At 62.0% G+C, this 15,590-nt stretch carries 21 protein-coding genes and 1 tRNA gene; 4 read left to right on the top strand and 18 right to left on the bottom strand.

All coding sequences use genetic code 11. The features are described 5' to 3' along the window. Positions 1 to 17: 17 nt before the first annotated feature. The 13 genes from rplX to rpsJ all read right to left on the bottom strand — a co-directional run bounded on the left by rplX (position 18) and on the right by rpsJ (position 6,399). A complete protein-coding gene (rplX, locus tag ACLBWL_RS16550) occupies positions 18 to 335 on the bottom strand; it encodes a 50S ribosomal protein L24 (RefSeq protein WP_056047623.1) in 318 nt (105 codons plus the stop codon). Further along, positions 335 to 703 carry a 50S ribosomal protein L14 gene (gene rplN, locus ACLBWL_RS16545; protein WP_031393755.1) on the bottom strand — a complete coding sequence of 123 codons (369 nt, stop codon included), beginning with the start codon at positions 701 to 703 and terminating at the stop codon, positions 335 to 337. Before rplN ends, rplX begins: the two co-directional genes overlap by 1 nt. A gap of 267 nt (positions 704 to 970) precedes the next feature. Then, positions 971 to 1,243, bottom strand: a complete 273-nt coding sequence (gene rpsQ, locus ACLBWL_RS16540; protein ID WP_031393756.1) for a 30S ribosomal protein S17 — start codon at positions 1,241 to 1,243, stop codon at positions 971 to 973. Between the two features lie 10 nt (positions 1,244 to 1,253). Further along, the gene (gene rpmC, locus ACLBWL_RS16535) at positions 1,254 to 1,460 is read right to left on the bottom strand and encodes a 50S ribosomal protein L29 (protein WP_055872644.1); all 207 of its coding nucleotides are present in this window, start codon (positions 1,458 to 1,460) and stop codon (positions 1,254 to 1,256) included. Positions 1,461 to 1,464: 4 nt separating this feature from the next. Beyond that, positions 1,465 to 1,899: a 50S ribosomal protein L16 gene (gene rplP, locus ACLBWL_RS16530; RefSeq protein ID WP_031393758.1), complete on the bottom strand. Its 435-nt coding sequence runs from the start codon at positions 1,897 to 1,899 to the stop codon at positions 1,465 to 1,467. Between the two features lie 15 nt (positions 1,900 to 1,914). Continuing rightward, the gene (rpsC, locus tag ACLBWL_RS16525) at positions 1,915 to 2,622 is read right to left on the bottom strand and encodes a 30S ribosomal protein S3 (protein ID WP_055872646.1); all 708 of its coding nucleotides are present in this window, start codon (positions 2,620 to 2,622) and stop codon (positions 1,915 to 1,917) included. After that, positions 2,622 to 2,999, bottom strand: a complete 378-nt coding sequence (gene rplV / locus ACLBWL_RS16520) for a 50S ribosomal protein L22 (RefSeq protein WP_056047621.1) — start codon at positions 2,997 to 2,999, stop codon at positions 2,622 to 2,624. Before rplV ends, rpsC begins: the two co-directional genes overlap by 1 nt. Further along, positions 2,999 to 3,274 (bottom strand): 30S ribosomal protein S19, encoded by a 276-nt coding sequence (gene rpsS, locus ACLBWL_RS16515; RefSeq protein ID WP_031393761.1) that lies wholly within the window; start codon positions 3,272 to 3,274, stop codon positions 2,999 to 3,001. Before rpsS ends, rplV begins: the two co-directional genes overlap by 1 nt. A gap of 1 nt (position 3,275) precedes the next feature. Continuing rightward, entirely contained in the window at positions 3,276 to 4,115 is an 840-nt protein-coding gene (gene rplB, locus ACLBWL_RS16510) for a 50S ribosomal protein L2 (RefSeq protein ID WP_055872649.1), read from the bottom strand. 4 nt (positions 4,116 to 4,119) lie between these two features. Further along, positions 4,120 to 4,434 carry a 50S ribosomal protein L23 gene (locus tag ACLBWL_RS16505; protein ID WP_056047618.1) on the bottom strand — a complete coding sequence of 105 codons (315 nt, stop codon included), beginning with the start codon at positions 4,432 to 4,434 and terminating at the stop codon, positions 4,120 to 4,122. Then, positions 4,427 to 5,053 (bottom strand): 50S ribosomal protein L4, encoded by a 627-nt coding sequence (gene rplD / locus ACLBWL_RS16500; protein WP_056047616.1) that lies wholly within the window; start codon positions 5,051 to 5,053, stop codon positions 4,427 to 4,429. Before rplD ends, ACLBWL_RS16505 begins: the two co-directional genes overlap by 8 nt. A 2-nt stretch (positions 5,054 to 5,055) precedes the next feature. Next, the gene (rplC, locus tag ACLBWL_RS16495) at positions 5,056 to 5,802 is read right to left on the bottom strand and encodes a 50S ribosomal protein L3 (RefSeq protein ID WP_056060507.1); all 747 of its coding nucleotides are present in this window, start codon (positions 5,800 to 5,802) and stop codon (positions 5,056 to 5,058) included. 288 nt (positions 5,803 to 6,090) lie between these two features. Further along, positions 6,091 to 6,399: a 30S ribosomal protein S10 gene (rpsJ, locus tag ACLBWL_RS16490; protein ID WP_007406109.1), complete on the bottom strand. Its 309-nt coding sequence runs from the start codon at positions 6,397 to 6,399 to the stop codon at positions 6,091 to 6,093. 207 nt (positions 6,400 to 6,606) lie between these two features. Here rpsJ and ACLBWL_RS16485 point away from each other — a divergent pair, with 207 nt between their 5' ends. After that, entirely contained in the window at positions 6,607 to 6,981 is a 375-nt protein-coding gene (locus tag ACLBWL_RS16485) for an endonuclease domain-containing protein (RefSeq protein WP_447794856.1), read from the top strand. Positions 6,982 to 7,765: 784 nt separating this feature from the next. On the opposite strand, the gene tuf is transcribed toward ACLBWL_RS16485, so the two are convergent. From tuf to ACLBWL_RS16460, 5 genes are all read right to left on the bottom strand, one after another. After that, positions 7,766 to 8,959, bottom strand: coding sequence for an elongation factor Tu (gene tuf / locus ACLBWL_RS16480; protein ID WP_031393767.1), 1,194 nt, complete (start codon positions 8,957 to 8,959; stop codon positions 7,766 to 7,768). 213 nt (positions 8,960 to 9,172) lie between these two features. After that, entirely contained in the window at positions 9,173 to 11,269 is a 2,097-nt protein-coding gene (gene fusA, locus ACLBWL_RS16475; protein ID WP_447794853.1) for an elongation factor G, read from the bottom strand. 147 nt (positions 11,270 to 11,416) lie between these two features. Beyond that, on the bottom strand, positions 11,417 to 11,887 hold the full coding sequence (gene rpsG / locus ACLBWL_RS16470; protein WP_031393769.1) for a 30S ribosomal protein S7: 471 nt from the start codon (positions 11,885 to 11,887) through the stop codon (positions 11,417 to 11,419). 49 nt (positions 11,888 to 11,936) lie between these two features. Then, a complete protein-coding gene (rpsL, locus tag ACLBWL_RS16465; RefSeq protein WP_010164594.1) occupies positions 11,937 to 12,308 on the bottom strand; it encodes a 30S ribosomal protein S12 in 372 nt (123 codons plus the stop codon). Between the two features lie 413 nt (positions 12,309 to 12,721). Beyond that, positions 12,722 to 13,735, bottom strand: a complete 1,014-nt coding sequence (locus ACLBWL_RS16460; RefSeq protein ID WP_447794851.1) for an alpha/beta fold hydrolase — start codon at positions 13,733 to 13,735, stop codon at positions 12,722 to 12,724. 145 nt (positions 13,736 to 13,880) lie between these two features. On the opposite strand from ACLBWL_RS16460, the gene ACLBWL_RS16455 reads away from it, so the two are divergent. The 3 genes from ACLBWL_RS16455 to nusG all read left to right on the top strand — a co-directional run bounded on the left by ACLBWL_RS16455 (position 13,881) and on the right by nusG (position 15,242). Then, positions 13,881 to 13,957: transfer RNA gene (locus tag ACLBWL_RS16455), tRNA-Trp, on the top strand. A gap of 537 nt (positions 13,958 to 14,494) precedes the next feature. Continuing rightward, positions 14,495 to 14,692, top strand: a complete 198-nt coding sequence (secE, locus tag ACLBWL_RS16450; protein ID WP_056047594.1) for a preprotein translocase subunit SecE — start codon at positions 14,495 to 14,497, stop codon at positions 14,690 to 14,692. A gap of 13 nt (positions 14,693 to 14,705) precedes the next feature. Beyond that, the gene (gene nusG / locus ACLBWL_RS16445; protein ID WP_055872668.1) at positions 14,706 to 15,242 is read left to right on the top strand and encodes a transcription termination/antitermination protein NusG; all 537 of its coding nucleotides are present in this window, start codon (positions 14,706 to 14,708) and stop codon (positions 15,240 to 15,242) included. Positions 15,243 to 15,590 lie beyond the last annotated feature (348 nt).

The following is a 15,590-nucleotide window of genomic DNA, read 5'->3' as shown; positions in this document are numbered from 1 at the left end:
CAGCGCCAGTGTTCTGATCAACCATTGATCTTCTCCCCGGTCTTGACGGCGACGCGGACCTTCTTGCCGTCCTGCTCCTCGAAGCGGACGCGGGTCGGCTTGCCGTCGGCGGTCACGTGCGCGACCTTCGAAACGTGCATCGGTGCTTCCTTGCGGATCAGGCCACCCTGCGGGTCACCCTGAGTCGGCTTGGTGTGGCGCACGGCGATGTTGACGCCCGATACGACGACCTTGTCGGTCTTCGGCATGGAGACGGTGACTTCACCGGTCTTGCCCTTGTCCTTGCCGGACAGGACGATGACCTTGTCACCCTTCTTGATACGCTGCGACGCCATTACAGCACCTCCGGCGCGAGGCTGATGATCTTCATGTGCTTCTTGCCGCGCAGCTCGCGAACGACTGGGCCGAAGATACGGGTGCCGATCGGCTCCTCGTTCTTGTTGACCAGCACCGCGGCATTGCCGTCGAAGCGGATGACCGTACCGTCTGCACGGCGGATATCCTTGGCGGTACGCACGATCACCGCGCGGTGAACGTCGCCCTTCTTCACACGGCCACGTGGCTGCGCTTCCTTGATGCTGACGACGATGATGTCGCCAACGCCTGCAACACGACGCTTGGAACCCCCAAGCACCTTGATGCACTGCACCCGCTTCGCGCCGCTGTTGTCAGCGACGTCGAGATTGGACTGCATCTGGATCATGGATCCGTATCCCTTCTCTGTCTCTGGGGTCGATACCGACCGAACCCCGCCTAAAAAATCACCCCGCCACGGACGAACCGCAGCGGGGAGGAGCGGCCGCTTAGCCGTTCCCGTTTACGAAAACAAGAGCGCAGGAGGTTTCCCCCCTGCCCTCTTGACTCAAACCCGTCACCCCAGCGAACGCTGGGGTATCCCTGTTCGAGCCGATCGCCCTTCACCACGAGATCCCAGCTTTCACTGGGATGACGGGGTTTGGAGCGTACCAGTTCAGCCCTCGGCCGAAGCCCGCTCCGGCGTCGCGTGGGTGTTGACCCGCTCGATCACCTTCCAGGTCTTCAGCTTGGAGATCGGTGCGGTCTCTTCGATCCGCACGGTCTCGCCCTGCTTGAACTCGTTGCTCTCGTCATGAGCATGATACTTCTTCGAGCGACGGATGATCTTCCCGTAGAGCGGGTGCTTCACCTTACGCTCGACGTTCACGACCACCGTCTTGTCGCCCTTGTCGGACACGACCAGACCGGTCAGCACGCGCTTCGGCATGATACGTTCCTTACTTCGCGGCTTCAGCGCTGGTGCGCTGAGCCTGCAGGGTCTTGATGCGAGCGATGTCGCGGCGGACCTCACGAACGCGGCTCGGCTTTTCGAGCTGGTTCGTGGCGGCCTGGAAGCGCAGGTTGAACTGCTCGCGCTTCAGTTCGCCGAGCGACTCCGACAGCTGGTCGTCGCTCTTGGTCTTCATGTCGTCGATACGAGCCATGATCTTACTCGCCTCCCAGATGCGAGGTGTCGCCCAGGCGGGCAACGACCTTTACCTTGATCGGCAGCTTCATGGCCGCCCGCTCGAACGCCTCGGCGGCGATCTTGCCGTCGACGCCGTCGAGCTCGAACAGGATCCGACCCGGCTTGACGCGAGCGGCCCAGTATTCCGGCGCGCCCTTGCCCTTACCCATGCGGACTTCGGCTGGCTTTCCCGAGACCGGAAGGTCTGGGAAGATGCGGATCCACAAACGCCCCTGGCGCTTCATGTGACGCGTGATCGCGCGGCGAGCCGCCTCGATCTGGCGTGCGGTGATCCGGTCGGGTTCCATCGCCTTGAGGCCGTAGGAGCCGAAATTGAGCGAGAAGCCACTCTTGGCGTCACCCGAAATCTTGCCCTTGAAGGCCTTCCGGAACTTGGTCTTTTTTGGTTGCAGCATGTCTGTTCCTGCCCCTTAGCGACGATCGTCGCGCTGCGGCCGCACGCCGGAGGTCTGAGCCTCCATCATGATGCGGTCGTACGACGTCGGATCGTTGCCGAGAATCTCGCCCTTGAAGACCCAGACCTTCACGCCGCAAACGCCGTAAGACGTGTGCGCCGTAGCCTCGGCATAATCGATGTTCGCGCGCAGCGTGTGCAACGGAACCCGACCCTCACGATAGCTCTCCGACCGTGCGATCTCGGCGCCGCCAAGACGACCACCGCAGTTCACCCGGATGCCCTCGGCACCGAGACGCATCGCCGACTGGACCGCACGCTTCATGGCGCGACGGAAGGCGATACGACGCTCGAGCTGATCGGCGATGCCCTGCGCGACGAGACGCGCATCGACTTCCGGCTTGCGAATCTCGACGATGTTCAGCGACACGGTCGACGACGTCATCTTGCCGATCGTCGAACGCAGCTTCTCAATGTCCGCACCCTTCTTGCCGATGATCACGCCGGGGCGTGCAGCGAAGATGGAGATGCGGGCCAGCTTGGCCGGACGCTCGATGACCACCTTGGAGATCGCGGCCTGTGGCAGCGTCTTCATGATGAATGCGCGGATCTTGAGATCCTCGAGCAGGAGCCGACCATAGTCGGCGCCTTCGGCGTACCAGCGGCTATCCCAGGTACGGTTGATCTGCAGACGCAGACCGATGGGGTTGCTCTTCTGACCCATTATGCTTCTTCCTGCTCGCGCACGACGATGCGCAGACGGCTGAATGGCTTGAGGATGCGGGTCGACTTGCCGCGGCCGCGGGTAGCGAAGCGCTTCATCGTGATCGACTTGCCGACCGAAGCCTCGGCGACGACGAGTGCGTCGACGTCGAGGTTATGGTTGTTCTCGGCGTTGGCGATGGCCGAGGCCAGCACCTTGCGCGCTTCGATCGCCATGCCCTTGGTCGAGAAGGCGAGGATGTTCATCGCATCGCCGACCTTCTTACCACGGATCAGCGCAGCCACGAGGCCGAGCTTCTGCGCGGAACCACGGATCTGCGTACCGACCGAAAGCGCCTCGTTGTCCGCGACCTTGCGCGGGCTGACTTGCTTAGACATCAGCGCTTGCCCTTCTTGTCGGCGGAGTGGCCGGGGAAGTAGCGCGTGGGCGCGAACTCACCGAGCTTCATGCCGACCATGTCTTCGTTGACCGAGACGGGCACGAACTTGCGGCCGTTATAGACGTTGAACGTGAGACCCACGAACGACGGCAGGATCGTCGAGCGACGCGACCAGGTCTTGATCGGCGAACGCGCGTTGGTGTCCTGGGCGGTTTCTGCCTTCTTGAGCAGATGAAGGTCCACGAAGGGGCCCTTCCAGACTGAACGAGCCATGTTAGCCCTTCCTCTTCGTCGAATGACGCGACCGGATGATCATCTTGTCGGTCGACTTGTTATGACGCGTGCGCGCACCCTTCGTCGGCTTGCCCCAAGGCGTAACCGGATGACGGCCACCCGAGGTCCGGCCTTCACCACCGCCGTGCGGATGGTCGACCGGGTTCTTGGCGACGCCGCGCGTCAGAGGACGGATACCCATCCAGCGCGAACGGCCTGCCTTGCCCAGGTTCTGGTTCTGGTTGTCGGGGTTCGAGACCGCGCCAACCGTCGCCATGCAATCGCTGCGGATGTAGCGCTGCTCACCCGAGTTCAGGCGGACCATCACCATGCCCTTGTCGCGACCGACGACCTGCACGTACGTGCCGGCCGAACGGGCGATCTGGCCACCCTTCATCGGCTTCATCTCCACGTTGTGGACGATGGTGCCGACCGGCATCTGACCGAGTTCCATGGCATTGCCTGGCTTCACGTCCGTCTTCTTGGCCGCAAGGACCTTGTCGCCGACGGCCAGACGCTGTGGCGCCAGGATGTAGGCGAGTTCCTCGTCCGGGTACTTGACCAGGGCGATGAACGCGGTGCGGTTGGGATCATACTCGATCCGCTCGACGGTGCCTTCGACGTCCCACTTGCGACGCTTGAAGTCGATGTAGCGGTACTTCTGCTTGTGACCGCCGGCGATGCCGCGCGAGGTCACATGGCCCTTGTTGTTGCGACCGCCGGTCTTGTGCTTACCTTCGGTCAGCGCCTTGACGGGGCGACCCTTCCAGAGCGACGACTTGTCGACCAGGATGAGACCGCGGCGTGCCGGCGATGTCGGATTATAATGCTTGAGTGCCATGGCCTCAGATCCCCGTCGTCACGTCGATGGACTGACCGTCCTTCAACGTCACGATTGCCTTTTTCATGTCGGAGCGCGAGTAGTTCGTGCCCTTCCACTTCTTGGTCTTGCCCTTCTGGACGAGCGTGTTCACGCCGACGACGTTCACGTCGAACAGCGCCTCAACGGCCGCCTTGATCTCGGGCTTCGTGGCATCGTTCGATACCTTGAACACAACCGCGTTGAACTCCGACAGGGTCGTCGTCTTCTCGGTGATGTGCGGGGCCAGGATAACGTCGTAATGACGATTATCGATGCCCGCCTTCTGCTTCTTAGCCATGGAAGCGCGCCTCCAGCTTTTCGACAGCGGCGCGCGTCAGCACCAGCGTGTCATGCTTCAGGATGTCGTAAACGTTCGCGCCGGCAGCCGGCATCACGTTCACTTCGTACAGGTTGCCCGCAGCGAATGCGAAGCTGGTGTCGACCATGTCGCCGTCGATGACGAGCGCACGCTTGCCGAAGCCGAGCTTTGCGAGATCGCCCTGCAGCGTCTTGGTCTTGCCACCCTCGACAGCCAGGCTGTCCATGATGACCAGCGAACCCGCCTTGGCGTGGCTGCTGAGAGCCATCCGCAGGCCGAGCGAGCGAACCTTCTTGTTCAGCGACGGGTTGAAGTCACGGACGCGTGCGCCGTGAGCCTTACCACCACCGATGAACACAGGTGCGCGACGATCGCCGTGACGAGCCGTACCGCCGCCCTTCTGGCGACCGAACTTCTTGCCGGTGCGAGCGACGTCTGCGCGCTCACGGGTGCCGCGAGCCGTCTCGCGACGCTTCTCGAGCTGCCAGGTGACGACGCGGTGCAGGATGTCGGCGCGCGGGTCGAGGCCGAAGACCTCGTCGTTGAGCTCGATGTCCGCTGCGTCAGTGCCGGCGAAAGATGAAACCTTGATCTTCACGCTCAGCCCTCCTGGCCGTCGGCTGCAGGTGCGTCGGTCGTTTCGGCCGGCGTGTCTGCTGCGGTGTTGCTGTTTGCGGTCTTGAGACCGGCGGGGAACGGTGCGTCGGCGTGGCGCGCGACCTTCACCGAGTCCTTGACGAAGAGCCAGCCGCCCTTTGAGCCAGGAACCGAACCCTTGACGAACAGGAGACCACGCTCGACGTCCGTCGATACGATCTCGAGGTTCTGCTGGGTGCGATACTTGTCGCCCATGTGGCCGGCCATCTTCTTGTTCTTGAAGACCTTGCCCGGATCCTGGCGCTGACCGGTCGAACCGAGCGAACGGTGCGAGACCGACACGCCGTGGGTTGCCCGCAGACCGCCGAAGCCCCAACGCTTCATGCCGCCCTGGAAGCCCTTACCCTGGGTCTTGCCCTGGATATCGACGATCTGGCCTGCGACGTAGTGGTCGGCCGAGATCTCGGCGCCGACGTCGAGCAGGCCGTCTGCGTTCACGCGGAACTCATGGACTACAGCCTTGGGCTCCACTTCGGCCTTGCCGAAATGGCCGCGCTGCGGCTTTGCGACATTCTTCGACTTGGCGACACCTGCACCAAGCTGGACGGCAGTGTAGCCGTCACGATCCATTTCGCGAACGGAAACGACCTGATTGCCTTCGAGTGCCAGAACGGTGACCGGCACGTGCCGACCATCTTCCTGGAACAGGCGGGTCATCCCCATCTTCTTCGCGATCACGCCAGTACGCATGATCTTGTCCCTTCCTAGACAGAGGCCCCATCGGACTATTCCTCGGGGGCTTGCGGACCACGTCCGGAGCGAGCTCCATTATGCGTCCACCTGACCCCATCCCCGGCAAAAGCCCTGAATGGAGTCGGTTCAACCCGGTAAATACGAAACGTGCCCCCGTCCCGGGCTGGTGCCTCTGCGAATGCGGAAGCGTGACGGGGGACGCTGCCCCGTCGGTTTTCACCGACGGCGGTATCCCAATGTCGAACGGCGCGGGACCGTTACCGGTCGACCGCGCCGCGCCAGCCCTTAGGCGAGCTTGATCTCGACGTCAACGCCAGCGGCGAGGTCCAGCTTCATCAGCGCATCGACCGTCTGCGGCGTCGGCTGGACGATATCCAGCATACGCTTGTACGTACGCACCTCGAACTGCTCGCGCGACTTCTTGTCGATGTGCGGGCCGCGGTTCACGGTGAACTTTTCGATGCGCGTCGGAAGGGGAATCGGACCGCGGATGAGCGCGCCGGTGCGGCGTGCGGTGTCGGCGATGTCGCCAGTGGCCTGATCGAGCACACGGTGATCGAACGCCTTCAGACGAATGCGGATATTGCTGTCCATAGTCCCTACCGATGCGAAAGAGCGGGCCCGTTTCCGGGCTCTTGCTGGTTGATGTTTAAACCGAAGGCGGGCCATTACGGGAGAGTCGGGTGAAATGCAACCGGGGGTTGCGGGTTTTCCGGCTCAACTCGCCCGACACATGCTACCCATCGATCCTCCCCCGCCAGGGGGAGGTGTCGCCAAAGGCGACGGAGGGGGAGGCAAGCGATGCGGCTCAAAGGATCTCTACCCGGCCGCAGCAACGCCAAGCGCCTCCGAAAAAAGATGACCCCGCCAGAGATCGCCCTTTGGCTAGCGCTACGAGGCAATGAAGAAGGCCTACGCTTCCGAAAGCAACACGCCGCAGGCCCCTACGTCCTGGATTTCTACTGCGCCCCAGCTCGACTCGCGATTGAGGTAGATGGCGAATCCCACAACCACGGCAACCGCCCCGAACGAGACGTAATCCGCGACGCCTGGCTAGTCGCCCAAAACATCCTAGTCCTCCGCTACCCAGCCCGCGAAATGCTAGCCAACCTCGACGACGTCGTCCGCCAGATCACGTCCGTCGCACTCCAACGCCGAACCATCATCGAAAGCTAATCGCCCCCTCCCCCTCCGACGCCTCCGGCGCCACCTCCCCCTAGCGGGGGAGGATTGGGTCGAAAGCGGAATGGCGGGTTTCGGGAAATGCTTGCCAAGGTCCAGACATACGCATCCGAACCGCAGCGCAAAGACGGCAAGTCAGTTGATCCACAGGCCAGCCTGAGCCTCCGTGCGATCGCGGTTTGTCACCAGCCGTATGTTTCCGCCGTTCGCAAACTCCGGCGGGGTCACCTCATACAGCGTTGATGCCTCAAACTCGGGCCCCAGCTTTGGGCCGCCAGAATAGGTGTAGCTACTACCTTCGACACGGCGCTGCCGAAACGCAGCACCTTGAACGAGCTTCGGGAAGTCGGTTGGATTTAAGCTAAAGGTGCACGTTTCTAAAGTGTCCGGAAAGCCCCAGCTTTCACATTGAGCTTTACTTACTGATGCCGGAACAGTCGCAATTCGGAGAATTCCCGCGATGCGCCTCGCCGGTCGATGATGATGTGCGTAAGCCCCAGCAATTCCGGCTGCAAACGCTGCTAGCGCGCCCCAAACCCATTTCCCGGCTCGTCCCATATCATTACGCTAGGAGTTGGCAGCAGCGTTAGCAATCGGTTGGCAAAAACTCGCTATGGATGGGTCCTGGCAACGTCCGCGTTCAGGGTCCGCGTTCAGGAACGCTTTCGTCGCTCTTGAAGGTCCGGGGATGCCGCCCCCCAAGTCCCCAAAAACGAAAAAGCCCGGCCTCTCTCGCGAGAAGCCGGGCTCTTCGATCAACTCCCGAAGGAGGCGATACTTACTTGTCGATCTGGCTGACGACGCCTGCACCGACGGTACGGCCGCCTTCGCGGATCGTGAAGCGCTGGCCCACGTCCATGGCGATCGGTGCGATCAGCTTGATGCCGAGCGACACGTTGTCGCCTGGCATGACCATCTCGGTGCCCTCAGGCAGCTCGACGGTGCCGGTCACGTCCGTCGTACGGAAGTAGAACTGCGGACGGTAGTTGGCGAAGAACGGCGTGTGACGGCCACCCTCTTCCTTCGACAGCACGTACACTTCCGAGTTGAAGTCGGTGTGCGGCTTGATCGTGCCTGGCTTGCAGAGCACCTGGCCACGCTCGACTTCGTCGCGTGCAACGCCGCGGATCAGCGCGCCGACGTTATCGCCAGCCTGGCCCTGGTCGAGCAGCTTGCGGAACATCTCGACGCCCGTGACCGTGGTCTTGCGGACGGTCGGGTGGATGCCGACGATCTCGACTTCCTCGCCAACCTTGACGATGCCGGTCTCGACGCGGCCGGTGACGACCGTACCACGACCCGAGATCGAGAACACGTCCTCGATCGGCATCATGAACGGCTTGTCGAGCGGACGCTCGGGCTGCGGAATGTAGTCGTCGACAGCCTGCATCAGCTCGGTGACGGCGTCGGCACCCAGCTTCTGGTTCGAACCCGACAGTGCGCAGGTAGCCGAACCCTTGATGACGGGGATGTCGTCACCCGGGAAGTCGTACGAGCTGAGCAGCTCGCGGATTTCCATCTCGACCAGCTCGAGGATTTCCTCGTCGTCGACCAGATCGACCTTGTTCATGAACACGACCATTGCGGGCACGCCGACCTGGCGTGCGAGCAGGATGTGCTCACGGGTCTGTGGCATCGGGCCATCGGTCGCCGAAACGACGAGGATCGCGCCGTCCATCTGGGCTGCGCCGGTGATCATGTTCTTCACATAATCGGCGTGGCCCGGGCAATCGACGTGCGCGTAGTGACGGTTGGCCGTCTCGTACTCGACGTGTGCGGTCGAGATCGTGATGCCGCGCTCGCGCTCCTCGGGAGCCTTGTCGATGTTGGCGAAGTCGACAGCGGTACCGCCGGTCGTCTCTGCCAGAACCTTCGTGATCGCAGCGGTGAGCGACGTCTTGCCATGATCGACGTGACCGATGGTGCCGATGTTGAGATGCGGCTTGTTCCGCTCAAATTTTGCCTTGGCCATTGTTTCCTACCTTCTGATTCGTATTCCGGTGCCACCCCGGGAACCGCGCGAACGCGGCCCAATAGCGGCTGTTAAAGCGTTGCGCCAGCCCCTGCTTGGGGAGAGGCCGACGCGGAAGTAAATTCCGCGTCGTCGAACTTCGGTCGCTGACCGAAGCCGGCCGGCCTTTCGGCGTCTCCGAGCCAGGAAAACCTGGCTCGGCGCGCCTCGGGCTTACGCCAGCTTAGCCTTCACCTCGTCAGCAACGTTCTGCGGCACTTCGTCATAGTGCGAGAACTGCATCGAGTACTGAGCGCGACCCTGCGTGAACGAGCGGAGCGAGTTCACATAGCCGAACATGTTGGCCAGCGGGACCATCGCCTCGACCGTCTGCGCGTTGCCGCGGCTGTCGGTGCCCTGGATCTGGCCACGACGGCTGTTCATGTCGCCGATGACGTCGCCCAAGTAATCCTCCGGGGTGACCACCTCGACCTTCATGACCGGCTCGAGCAGCGTGATGCCCGACTTCTGCGCCACTTCGCGCATCGCGCCACGTGCACAGATTTCGAACGCCAGTGCCGACGAGTCGACGTCGTGATACGCGCCGTCATACAGCACGATCTCGAAATCGATGATCGGGAAGCCGACCAGCGACCCCGAAGCAGCGGTTTCGCGGAAGCCCTTCTCGATCGCAGGCAGATATTCCTTCGGAATGTTGCCGCCCTTGATCTCGTCCTTGAACGTGATGCCCGAACCGCGCTCGCCCGGCGTGACCTTGACCTTCACGCGACCGAACTGGCCGGTACCACCCGACTGCTTCTTGTGCGTGTAGTCGACGTCGACCGGCTTCTTCAGATACTCGCGGTATGCGACCTGAGGAGCGCCGACGTTCGCCTCGACCTTGAACTCACGCTTCATGCGATCGACCAGGATCTCGAGATGGAGCTCGCCCATGCCCTTGATGATGGTCTGGCCCGACTCGGGGTCCGACGACACGCGGAACGAAGGATCCTCGCGTGCGAGACGATTGAGCGCGACGCCCATCTTCTCCTGGTCGGCCTTGGTCTTCGGCTCCACCGAAAGCTCGATCACGGGCTCGGGGAATTCCATCCGCTCGAGAATGATCGGTGCGTTCATCGCGCAGAGCGTGTCACCGGTCGTGGTATCCTTGAGACCCGCGAGAGCGACGATGTCGCCGGCGAATGCCTCCTGGATGTCCTCGCGGCTGTTCGCATGCATAAGCAGCATGCGACCGACCTTTTCCTTCTTGTCCTTGACCGAGTTGGTGACCTGCGATGCGGTCTCCAGCTTGCCCGAATAAATGCGGGCGAAGGTCAGCGTGCCGACGAACGGATCGTTCATGATCTTGAACGCCAGTGCCGAGAACGGAACGTCGTCCGACGAAGGACGCTCGTCCGGCGTCACGCCGTCGAGCTTCAGACCCTGAATCGCGGGAACGTCGAGCGGCGAAGGCAGATAGTCGACGACGGCGTCGAGCAAAGGCTGAACGCCCTTGTTCTTGAACGCCGAACCGCAAACGACGGGGACGAACGCCATGCTCAGCGTACCCTTGCGGATCAGCTTCTTGAGGTCAGCGACGCTCGGCTCGTTACCTTCGAGATACGCCTCCATGAGGGCATCGTCCTGCTCGACGGCCATCTCGATCAGCTCGCTGCGATACTTCGCGGCCTTCTCGACCAGATCCGCGGGGATCTCGGCATATTCGAACTTCGCGCCCAGGCTCTCTTCGAGCCAGATGATCGCGCGGTTCTCGACGAGATCGACGAGGCCCTTGAAGCCGCCTTCCATGCCGATCGGAAGATACAGCACGGCCGGACGCGCGCCGAGACGCTCGATGATCGAGTTGACGCAGAAGTAGAAATCGGCGCCGGTGCGGTCGAGCTTGTTGATGAAGCACATGCGCGGCACGCCGTACTTGTCGGCCTGACGCCACACGGTCTCGGACTGCGGCTCGACGCCGGCAACGCCGTCGAAGCATGCAACCGCGCCGTCGAGCACGCGAAGCGAACGCTCGACTTCGATCGTGAAGTCGACGTGGCCGGGCGTATCGATGATGTTGATAAGGTGCTCTTCGCCCTTACCTTCTTCGGCGCGCCACTTGCAGGTGGTCGCAGCCGACGTGATCGTGATCCCGCGCTCCTGCTCCTGCTCCATCCAATCCATCGTCGCGGTGCCTTCGTGCACTTCGCCGATCTTGTAGGACTTGCCGGTGTAATAGAGGATGCGCTCGGTCGTCGTCGTCTTACCGGCGTCGATATGCGCCATGATTCCGATGTTGCGGTAACGGTCGAGCGGATGGCTGCGGGCCATGATCGTGCTTCCTTAAGGATATGGGGAGCCGAACGTGCCGGCTCCCCAATATATAGGTGTTTGCATGACAGGCGAAAGACCGCCCGTCACACGGATAGCAATGCTAGGCTTCAAAGCCCGCTGTTACCAGCGGCAGGAAGCCCGCTGTTACCAGCGGTAGTGCGAGAAGGCACGGTTGGCTTCCGCCATCCGGTGCGTATCTTCACGCTTCTTGACCGCGTTGCCACGGTTGTTGGCGGCATCCATCAGCTCACCCGACAGCCGTGCGGCCATCGTGTTCTCGCTGCGCGAACGCGCCGCACCGATCAGCCAGCGAATCGCCAGCGCCTGTGCACGCTCGGGACGAACCTCGACCGGCACCTGGTACGTTGCACCACCGACGCGGCGCGAACGGACTTCGATGCCCGGCTTCACGTTGTTCAGCGCATCGTGGAAAACGCCGATCGGATCGCGCTTGGCGCGGCTCTCGACGGTTTCGAATGCACCGTACACGATCAGCTCTGCGACGGACTTCTTGCCGTCCAGCATGACGCTGTTCATGAACTTCGACAGAACCTCATCCCCGAACTTGGGATCAGGCAGGATGACCCGCTTTTCGGGACGACGACGACGTGCCATTTTGTATTCCTTCTAAACTTCAGCCTTGATGATCAGATACCTGACCGGCTTACTTCGGACGCTTGGCGCCGTACTTGGAACGCGACTGACGCCGGTCCTTCACACCCTGTGTATCGAGCACGCCGCGCAGGACGTGGTAGCGAACACCGGGAAGATCGCGGACACGACCGCCACGGATCAGGACAACCGAATGCTCCTGAAGATTGTGGCCCTCGCCCGGGATGTAGCTGATGACTTCGCGCTGGTTGGTCAGGCGAACCTTGGCCACCTTGCGCAGAGCCGAGTTCGGCTTCTTCGGGGTCGTCGTGTAGACGCGCGTGCAAACGCCACGCTTCTGCGGATTTGCTTCCATCGCAGGGACCTTCGACTTGGCCTTCTGCGGATCGCGGCCCTTGCGGACCAGCTGGTTGATCGTCGGCATTGAAGCCTTCACCTTTCAAGTGGTTACTTTGCTGGAGCCATGAGGCGCCTGAGAATACAAAAAGGACCATAGGAACGCGGGAGCGCCCCTCAGGTCCTGGAATGCATCCAGCAATGTTCAAGCATGCCCGGCGGGAAACACTCCCGAAGAACAGGCCGCGCCTATAGGTCAGGACGTGGCTCGGGTCAACGGGGCGGAATCGGTTTGGGTGGGGGTAGCCTATTGGTTTCAGGTGGAGACAATGGCTCAAGCGAGTCCGCCGACGACACCTCTCTCATCCTCCCCCGCCAGGGGGAGGTGGCACCGGAGGTGACGGAGGGGGAGGAACACGAACGACTATTGCCCTTTCCTCCCCCTCCGTCTGGCAAAAGCCAGCCACCTCCCCCTAGCGGGGGAGGATCGCCCGGCATGCGTTACCGCGATCGCGTCCCGAGCACGGCAAGCAAAGTCTTCTCGAATCGCGCGGGATCCTCGACCTGCGGCGAGTGCCCCAACCCCTCGAGCATCACGAGGTTCGCATTCGGTATCTGCTTCACCGCGCGCGGCGCCACCATCGGCACCGGCTCGAGGAACTTGCGCAGGTTCGCCGGCGCCTGCGCGCGGCCGAACGCGGTCTTGTCGAGCGTGCCAATGATCAAAGTGGTCGGAGGCCTGATCCGATACAGCTCATGCGCAACTGGCTGCGTCTTAATCATCTCGCTGGTCTTGGCTTGGGCAAGCGCGACGGTATCGCGGCCTGGCCCTTGATACATGCCCGCCTGCATCCAGACCCAGCGATCATAGGATGGCTTCCACACACCGTGGTAATAGTTCTCGAGCTGATACGCCTTGATCGACGCGTAGCTCGTCTTTTTCTCGTTCGCCCAGAGCGTGTCGACGTCGGTATAGGGCACGCCCTCCTCGCCGCGATCCTTCAGGCCGAGCGGATTGACGAGCACCAGCTTCTCGACCGACGCCGGGTAGAGAATGGCGTAGCGCATCGCGAGCATGCCGCCCATCGAATGCCCGACGATCGTCGCGCGTATAATGCCGCGCGATTCGAGCAGCCGCTTGGTGAACGTCGCCAGCATTTCGAAGCTATACTGTGCCGCGCGAGGCTTGGACGATTTGCAAAAGCCGATCTGGTCGGGAACGATCACGCGGTAACCAACCTCGCTCAGCGCCCGCGCCGTACTGCCCCAGGTCGCGCCGCAGAAGTTCTTGCCATGGAGCAGGACGACCGTCCGGCCATTGGGGCGCTGCGGCGCGATATCCATGAACGCCATCTGCGCAGGGCTCCCGACGATATCGACTTCCATCGTCTGGACCGGCCACGGGTAGGTGAAGCGTTCGAGCTGTGGCCCGAGGTCCGGCACCTGCGGAACCGGCCCCGCCCCCATCAGCAACGCCGCGACCGGCAGCGCCAGCATCCCCAAACCTGCTCGCATACGATTACGCTTTCCTACATCCCACGATACGGCGTACGGTTAACGGGCAAACACGACCGTGTGCAATGCATCATCCTCATGGTGACGAATTGCACGCGAGACGCTTGCCCTTCCCGAAAACGCTGGGTAAGGGGCGCGTCCGTGTAGGAGTGTAGCTCAGTTGGTTAGAGCGTCGGTCTCCAAAACCGAAGGCCCTCGGTTCGAATCCGAGCACTCCTGCCACCCCCTTTAAGTTCCGGTTTTGAAGCGCACCGTTTTAGACGGTGCATTCGCGCGTCCATCGCGATTGCAGAAAATGCATTTAATAATGCAATTTTCGCAATTGCTCTCTTCGGTGCTGCGATGCACAACGATCAGGCCTTTCAGGCATCCTCTCCTAAAAACTTTCATGGCCGGTCTCGTACCGGCCTTTTTTTTCGTCCGCGTTGCGCGTACACCGGCCATGCCGTCGTCAAGCCGAACGATAAAAAGAAACCGTGGGAGCGGAGCCGCCGGTGAAACCGGCACCGGCAAGACGATCGTGCGGGGGATCGAGTGACCCAAGCGCTCTCCCCCGCCACTTCTCCGGCCATGCGACCACTCTCCCAGCACGTCGCCCCGCCCCGCTCCTGCCGCGCACTTGCTTTCACCTGTGACGGCAGCTATCTGCCGCGCTTCCGACAGCGAGGACGGACCTGCCGCCGTTGCCCTTCACAGGGAGCGGCTAGTGGGTCTATGTCTCGCATCTCAGTTTCTCAATCAGCGGGTTCGAAGAACATCGTGGCGAAGACGTCCCCCCTCGAATTCATCCAGCAGGTCCGCAACGAGACCGCGAAGGTCACGTGGCCGACGCGTCGCGAGACGGTCATGACCGGCGTGATGGTGGTGATCATGACGACGATCCTCGCGCTGTTCTTCCTGGGCGTCGACTCGATCCTGCAAGCGATCGTCTCCGCCCTCCTCAAACTCGCTCAGTAAGCAAGGTTCCGTCATGGCGCGCTGGTACATCATTCACGCCTATTCGGGCTTCGAGGGCAAGGTCCGCGACTCGATCATGGCCGAGGCGACCCGGATGGGTCTCGAACAGCTCGTCGAGCAGATCGAAGTCCCGACCGAAACCACCACCGAAGCCCGTCGCGGCAAGAAGATCGCGGTCGAGCGCAAGTTCATGCCGGGCTACGTGCTCGCCAAGCTGAACATGAACGACGACGTGTATCACCTGGTGAAGAACACGCCGAAGGTCACCGGCTTCCTCGGCAGCATGGGCAAGCCGCAGGCGATCAGCGAGGCGGAAGCCACGCGGATGCTGAACAGCAAGGAAGAAGCCGCCGCTGCGCCCAAGCAGAAGGTCAAGGTCGACTACGAGATCGGCGATCAGGTCAAGGTCCTCGACGGCCCGTTCGCGACCTTCAACGGGCTTGTGGAAGAACTCGACTTCGACCGCAGCCGTGTGAAGGTTTCGGTGTCGATCTTCGGACGTGCGACCCCGGTCGAGCTCGAGTTCGAGCAGGTCGAAAGAAGCAAGTAAGACGCAAAGCGGCGCACTTGTGGCCGCACGTGATTAGCTGACGGCTAATCACGAGACGGTTTCGACCGGCCGGCGGGCCAACGGCCCGGCCGACGACGCGGGATTTACTCCCGCGTCGCGTTTTAGGCGGGCGCGTCTAGCACCAGAGCCATTCCCCGTTCCGTCATCATGACGAAAGTCAGGATCCAGAATTACCGAACGTTGACCGGCTTGGCTCTCGATCCTGACTTTCGTCAGGATGACGGGGAAAAAGGCATCATACGATCCCAGAAACGTGCTCGAACCCTTGTCGTCCTCGCTTACAAGCGGATCCTCAAGACCGAACGCTATCGCCCACCACCCGAGCAG

The organism is Sphingomonas sp. M1A8_2b (assembly GCF_053345535.1).
Note: the sequence above shows the minus strand (reverse complement) of the source record. Positions and strands in the feature narration are given on the sequence as shown.

Excerpts from the sequence above, each read along its gene's own strand:
- rpmC (WP_055872644.1), bottom strand. The coding sequence starts at position 1,460 with ATGGCTCGTATCGACGACATGAAGACCAAGAGCGACGACCAGCTGTCG.
- rplV (WP_056047621.1), bottom strand. The coding sequence starts at position 2,999 with ATGTCTAAGCAAGTCAGCCCGCGCAAGGTCGCGGACAACGAGGCGCTT.
- rpsG (WP_031393769.1), bottom strand. The coding sequence starts at position 11,887 with ATGGCACGTCGTCGTCGTCCCGAAAAGCGGGTCATCCTGCCTGATCCC.
- fusA (WP_447794853.1), bottom strand. The coding sequence starts at position 11,269 with ATGGCCCGCAGCCATCCGCTCGACCGTTACCGCAACATCGGAATCATG.
- rpsQ (WP_031393756.1), bottom strand. The coding sequence starts at position 1,243 with ATGCCGAAGCGCGTGCTGACCGGTCTGGTCGTGTCCGACAAGGGCGAC.
- rpsL (WP_010164594.1), bottom strand. The coding sequence starts at position 12,308 with ATGCCGACGATCAACCAGCTGGTCCGCAAGGGCCGCGATCCGCAGAAG.
- nusG (WP_055872668.1), top strand. The coding sequence starts at position 14,706 with ATGGCGCGCTGGTACATCATTCACGCCTATTCGGGCTTCGAGGGCAAG.
- rplC (WP_056060507.1), bottom strand. The coding sequence starts at position 5,802 with ATGCGTACTGGCGTGATCGCGAAGAAGATGGGGATGACCCGCCTGTTC.
- rpsC (WP_055872646.1), bottom strand. The coding sequence starts at position 2,622 with ATGGGTCAGAAGAGCAACCCCATCGGTCTGCGTCTGCAGATCAACCGT.
- ACLBWL_RS16505 (WP_056047618.1), bottom strand. The coding sequence starts at position 4,434 with ATGGCTAAGAAGCAGAAGGCGGGCATCGATAATCGTCATTACGACGTT.
- rplN (WP_031393755.1), bottom strand. The coding sequence starts at position 703 with ATGATCCAGATGCAGTCCAATCTCGACGTCGCTGACAACAGCGGCGCG.
- ACLBWL_RS16485 (WP_447794856.1), top strand. The coding sequence starts at position 6,607 with ATGCGGCTCAAAGGATCTCTACCCGGCCGCAGCAACGCCAAGCGCCTC.
- rplX (WP_056047623.1), bottom strand. The coding sequence starts at position 335 with ATGGCGTCGCAGCGTATCAAGAAGGGTGACAAGGTCATCGTCCTGTCC.
- rplB (WP_055872649.1), bottom strand. The coding sequence starts at position 4,115 with ATGGCACTCAAGCATTATAATCCGACATCGCCGGCACGCCGCGGTCTC.
- rpsS (WP_031393761.1), bottom strand. The coding sequence starts at position 3,274 with ATGGCTCGTTCAGTCTGGAAGGGCCCCTTCGTGGACCTTCATCTGCTC.
- tuf (WP_031393767.1), bottom strand. The coding sequence starts at position 8,959 with ATGGCCAAGGCAAAATTTGAGCGGAACAAGCCGCATCTCAACATCGGC.
- ACLBWL_RS16460 (WP_447794851.1), bottom strand. The coding sequence starts at position 13,735 with ATGCGAGCAGGTTTGGGGATGCTGGCGCTGCCGGTCGCGGCGTTGCTG.
- rpsJ (WP_007406109.1), bottom strand. The coding sequence starts at position 6,399 with ATGGACAGCAATATCCGCATTCGTCTGAAGGCGTTCGATCACCGTGTG.
- rplP (WP_031393758.1), bottom strand. The coding sequence starts at position 1,899 with ATGCTGCAACCAAAAAAGACCAAGTTCCGGAAGGCCTTCAAGGGCAAG.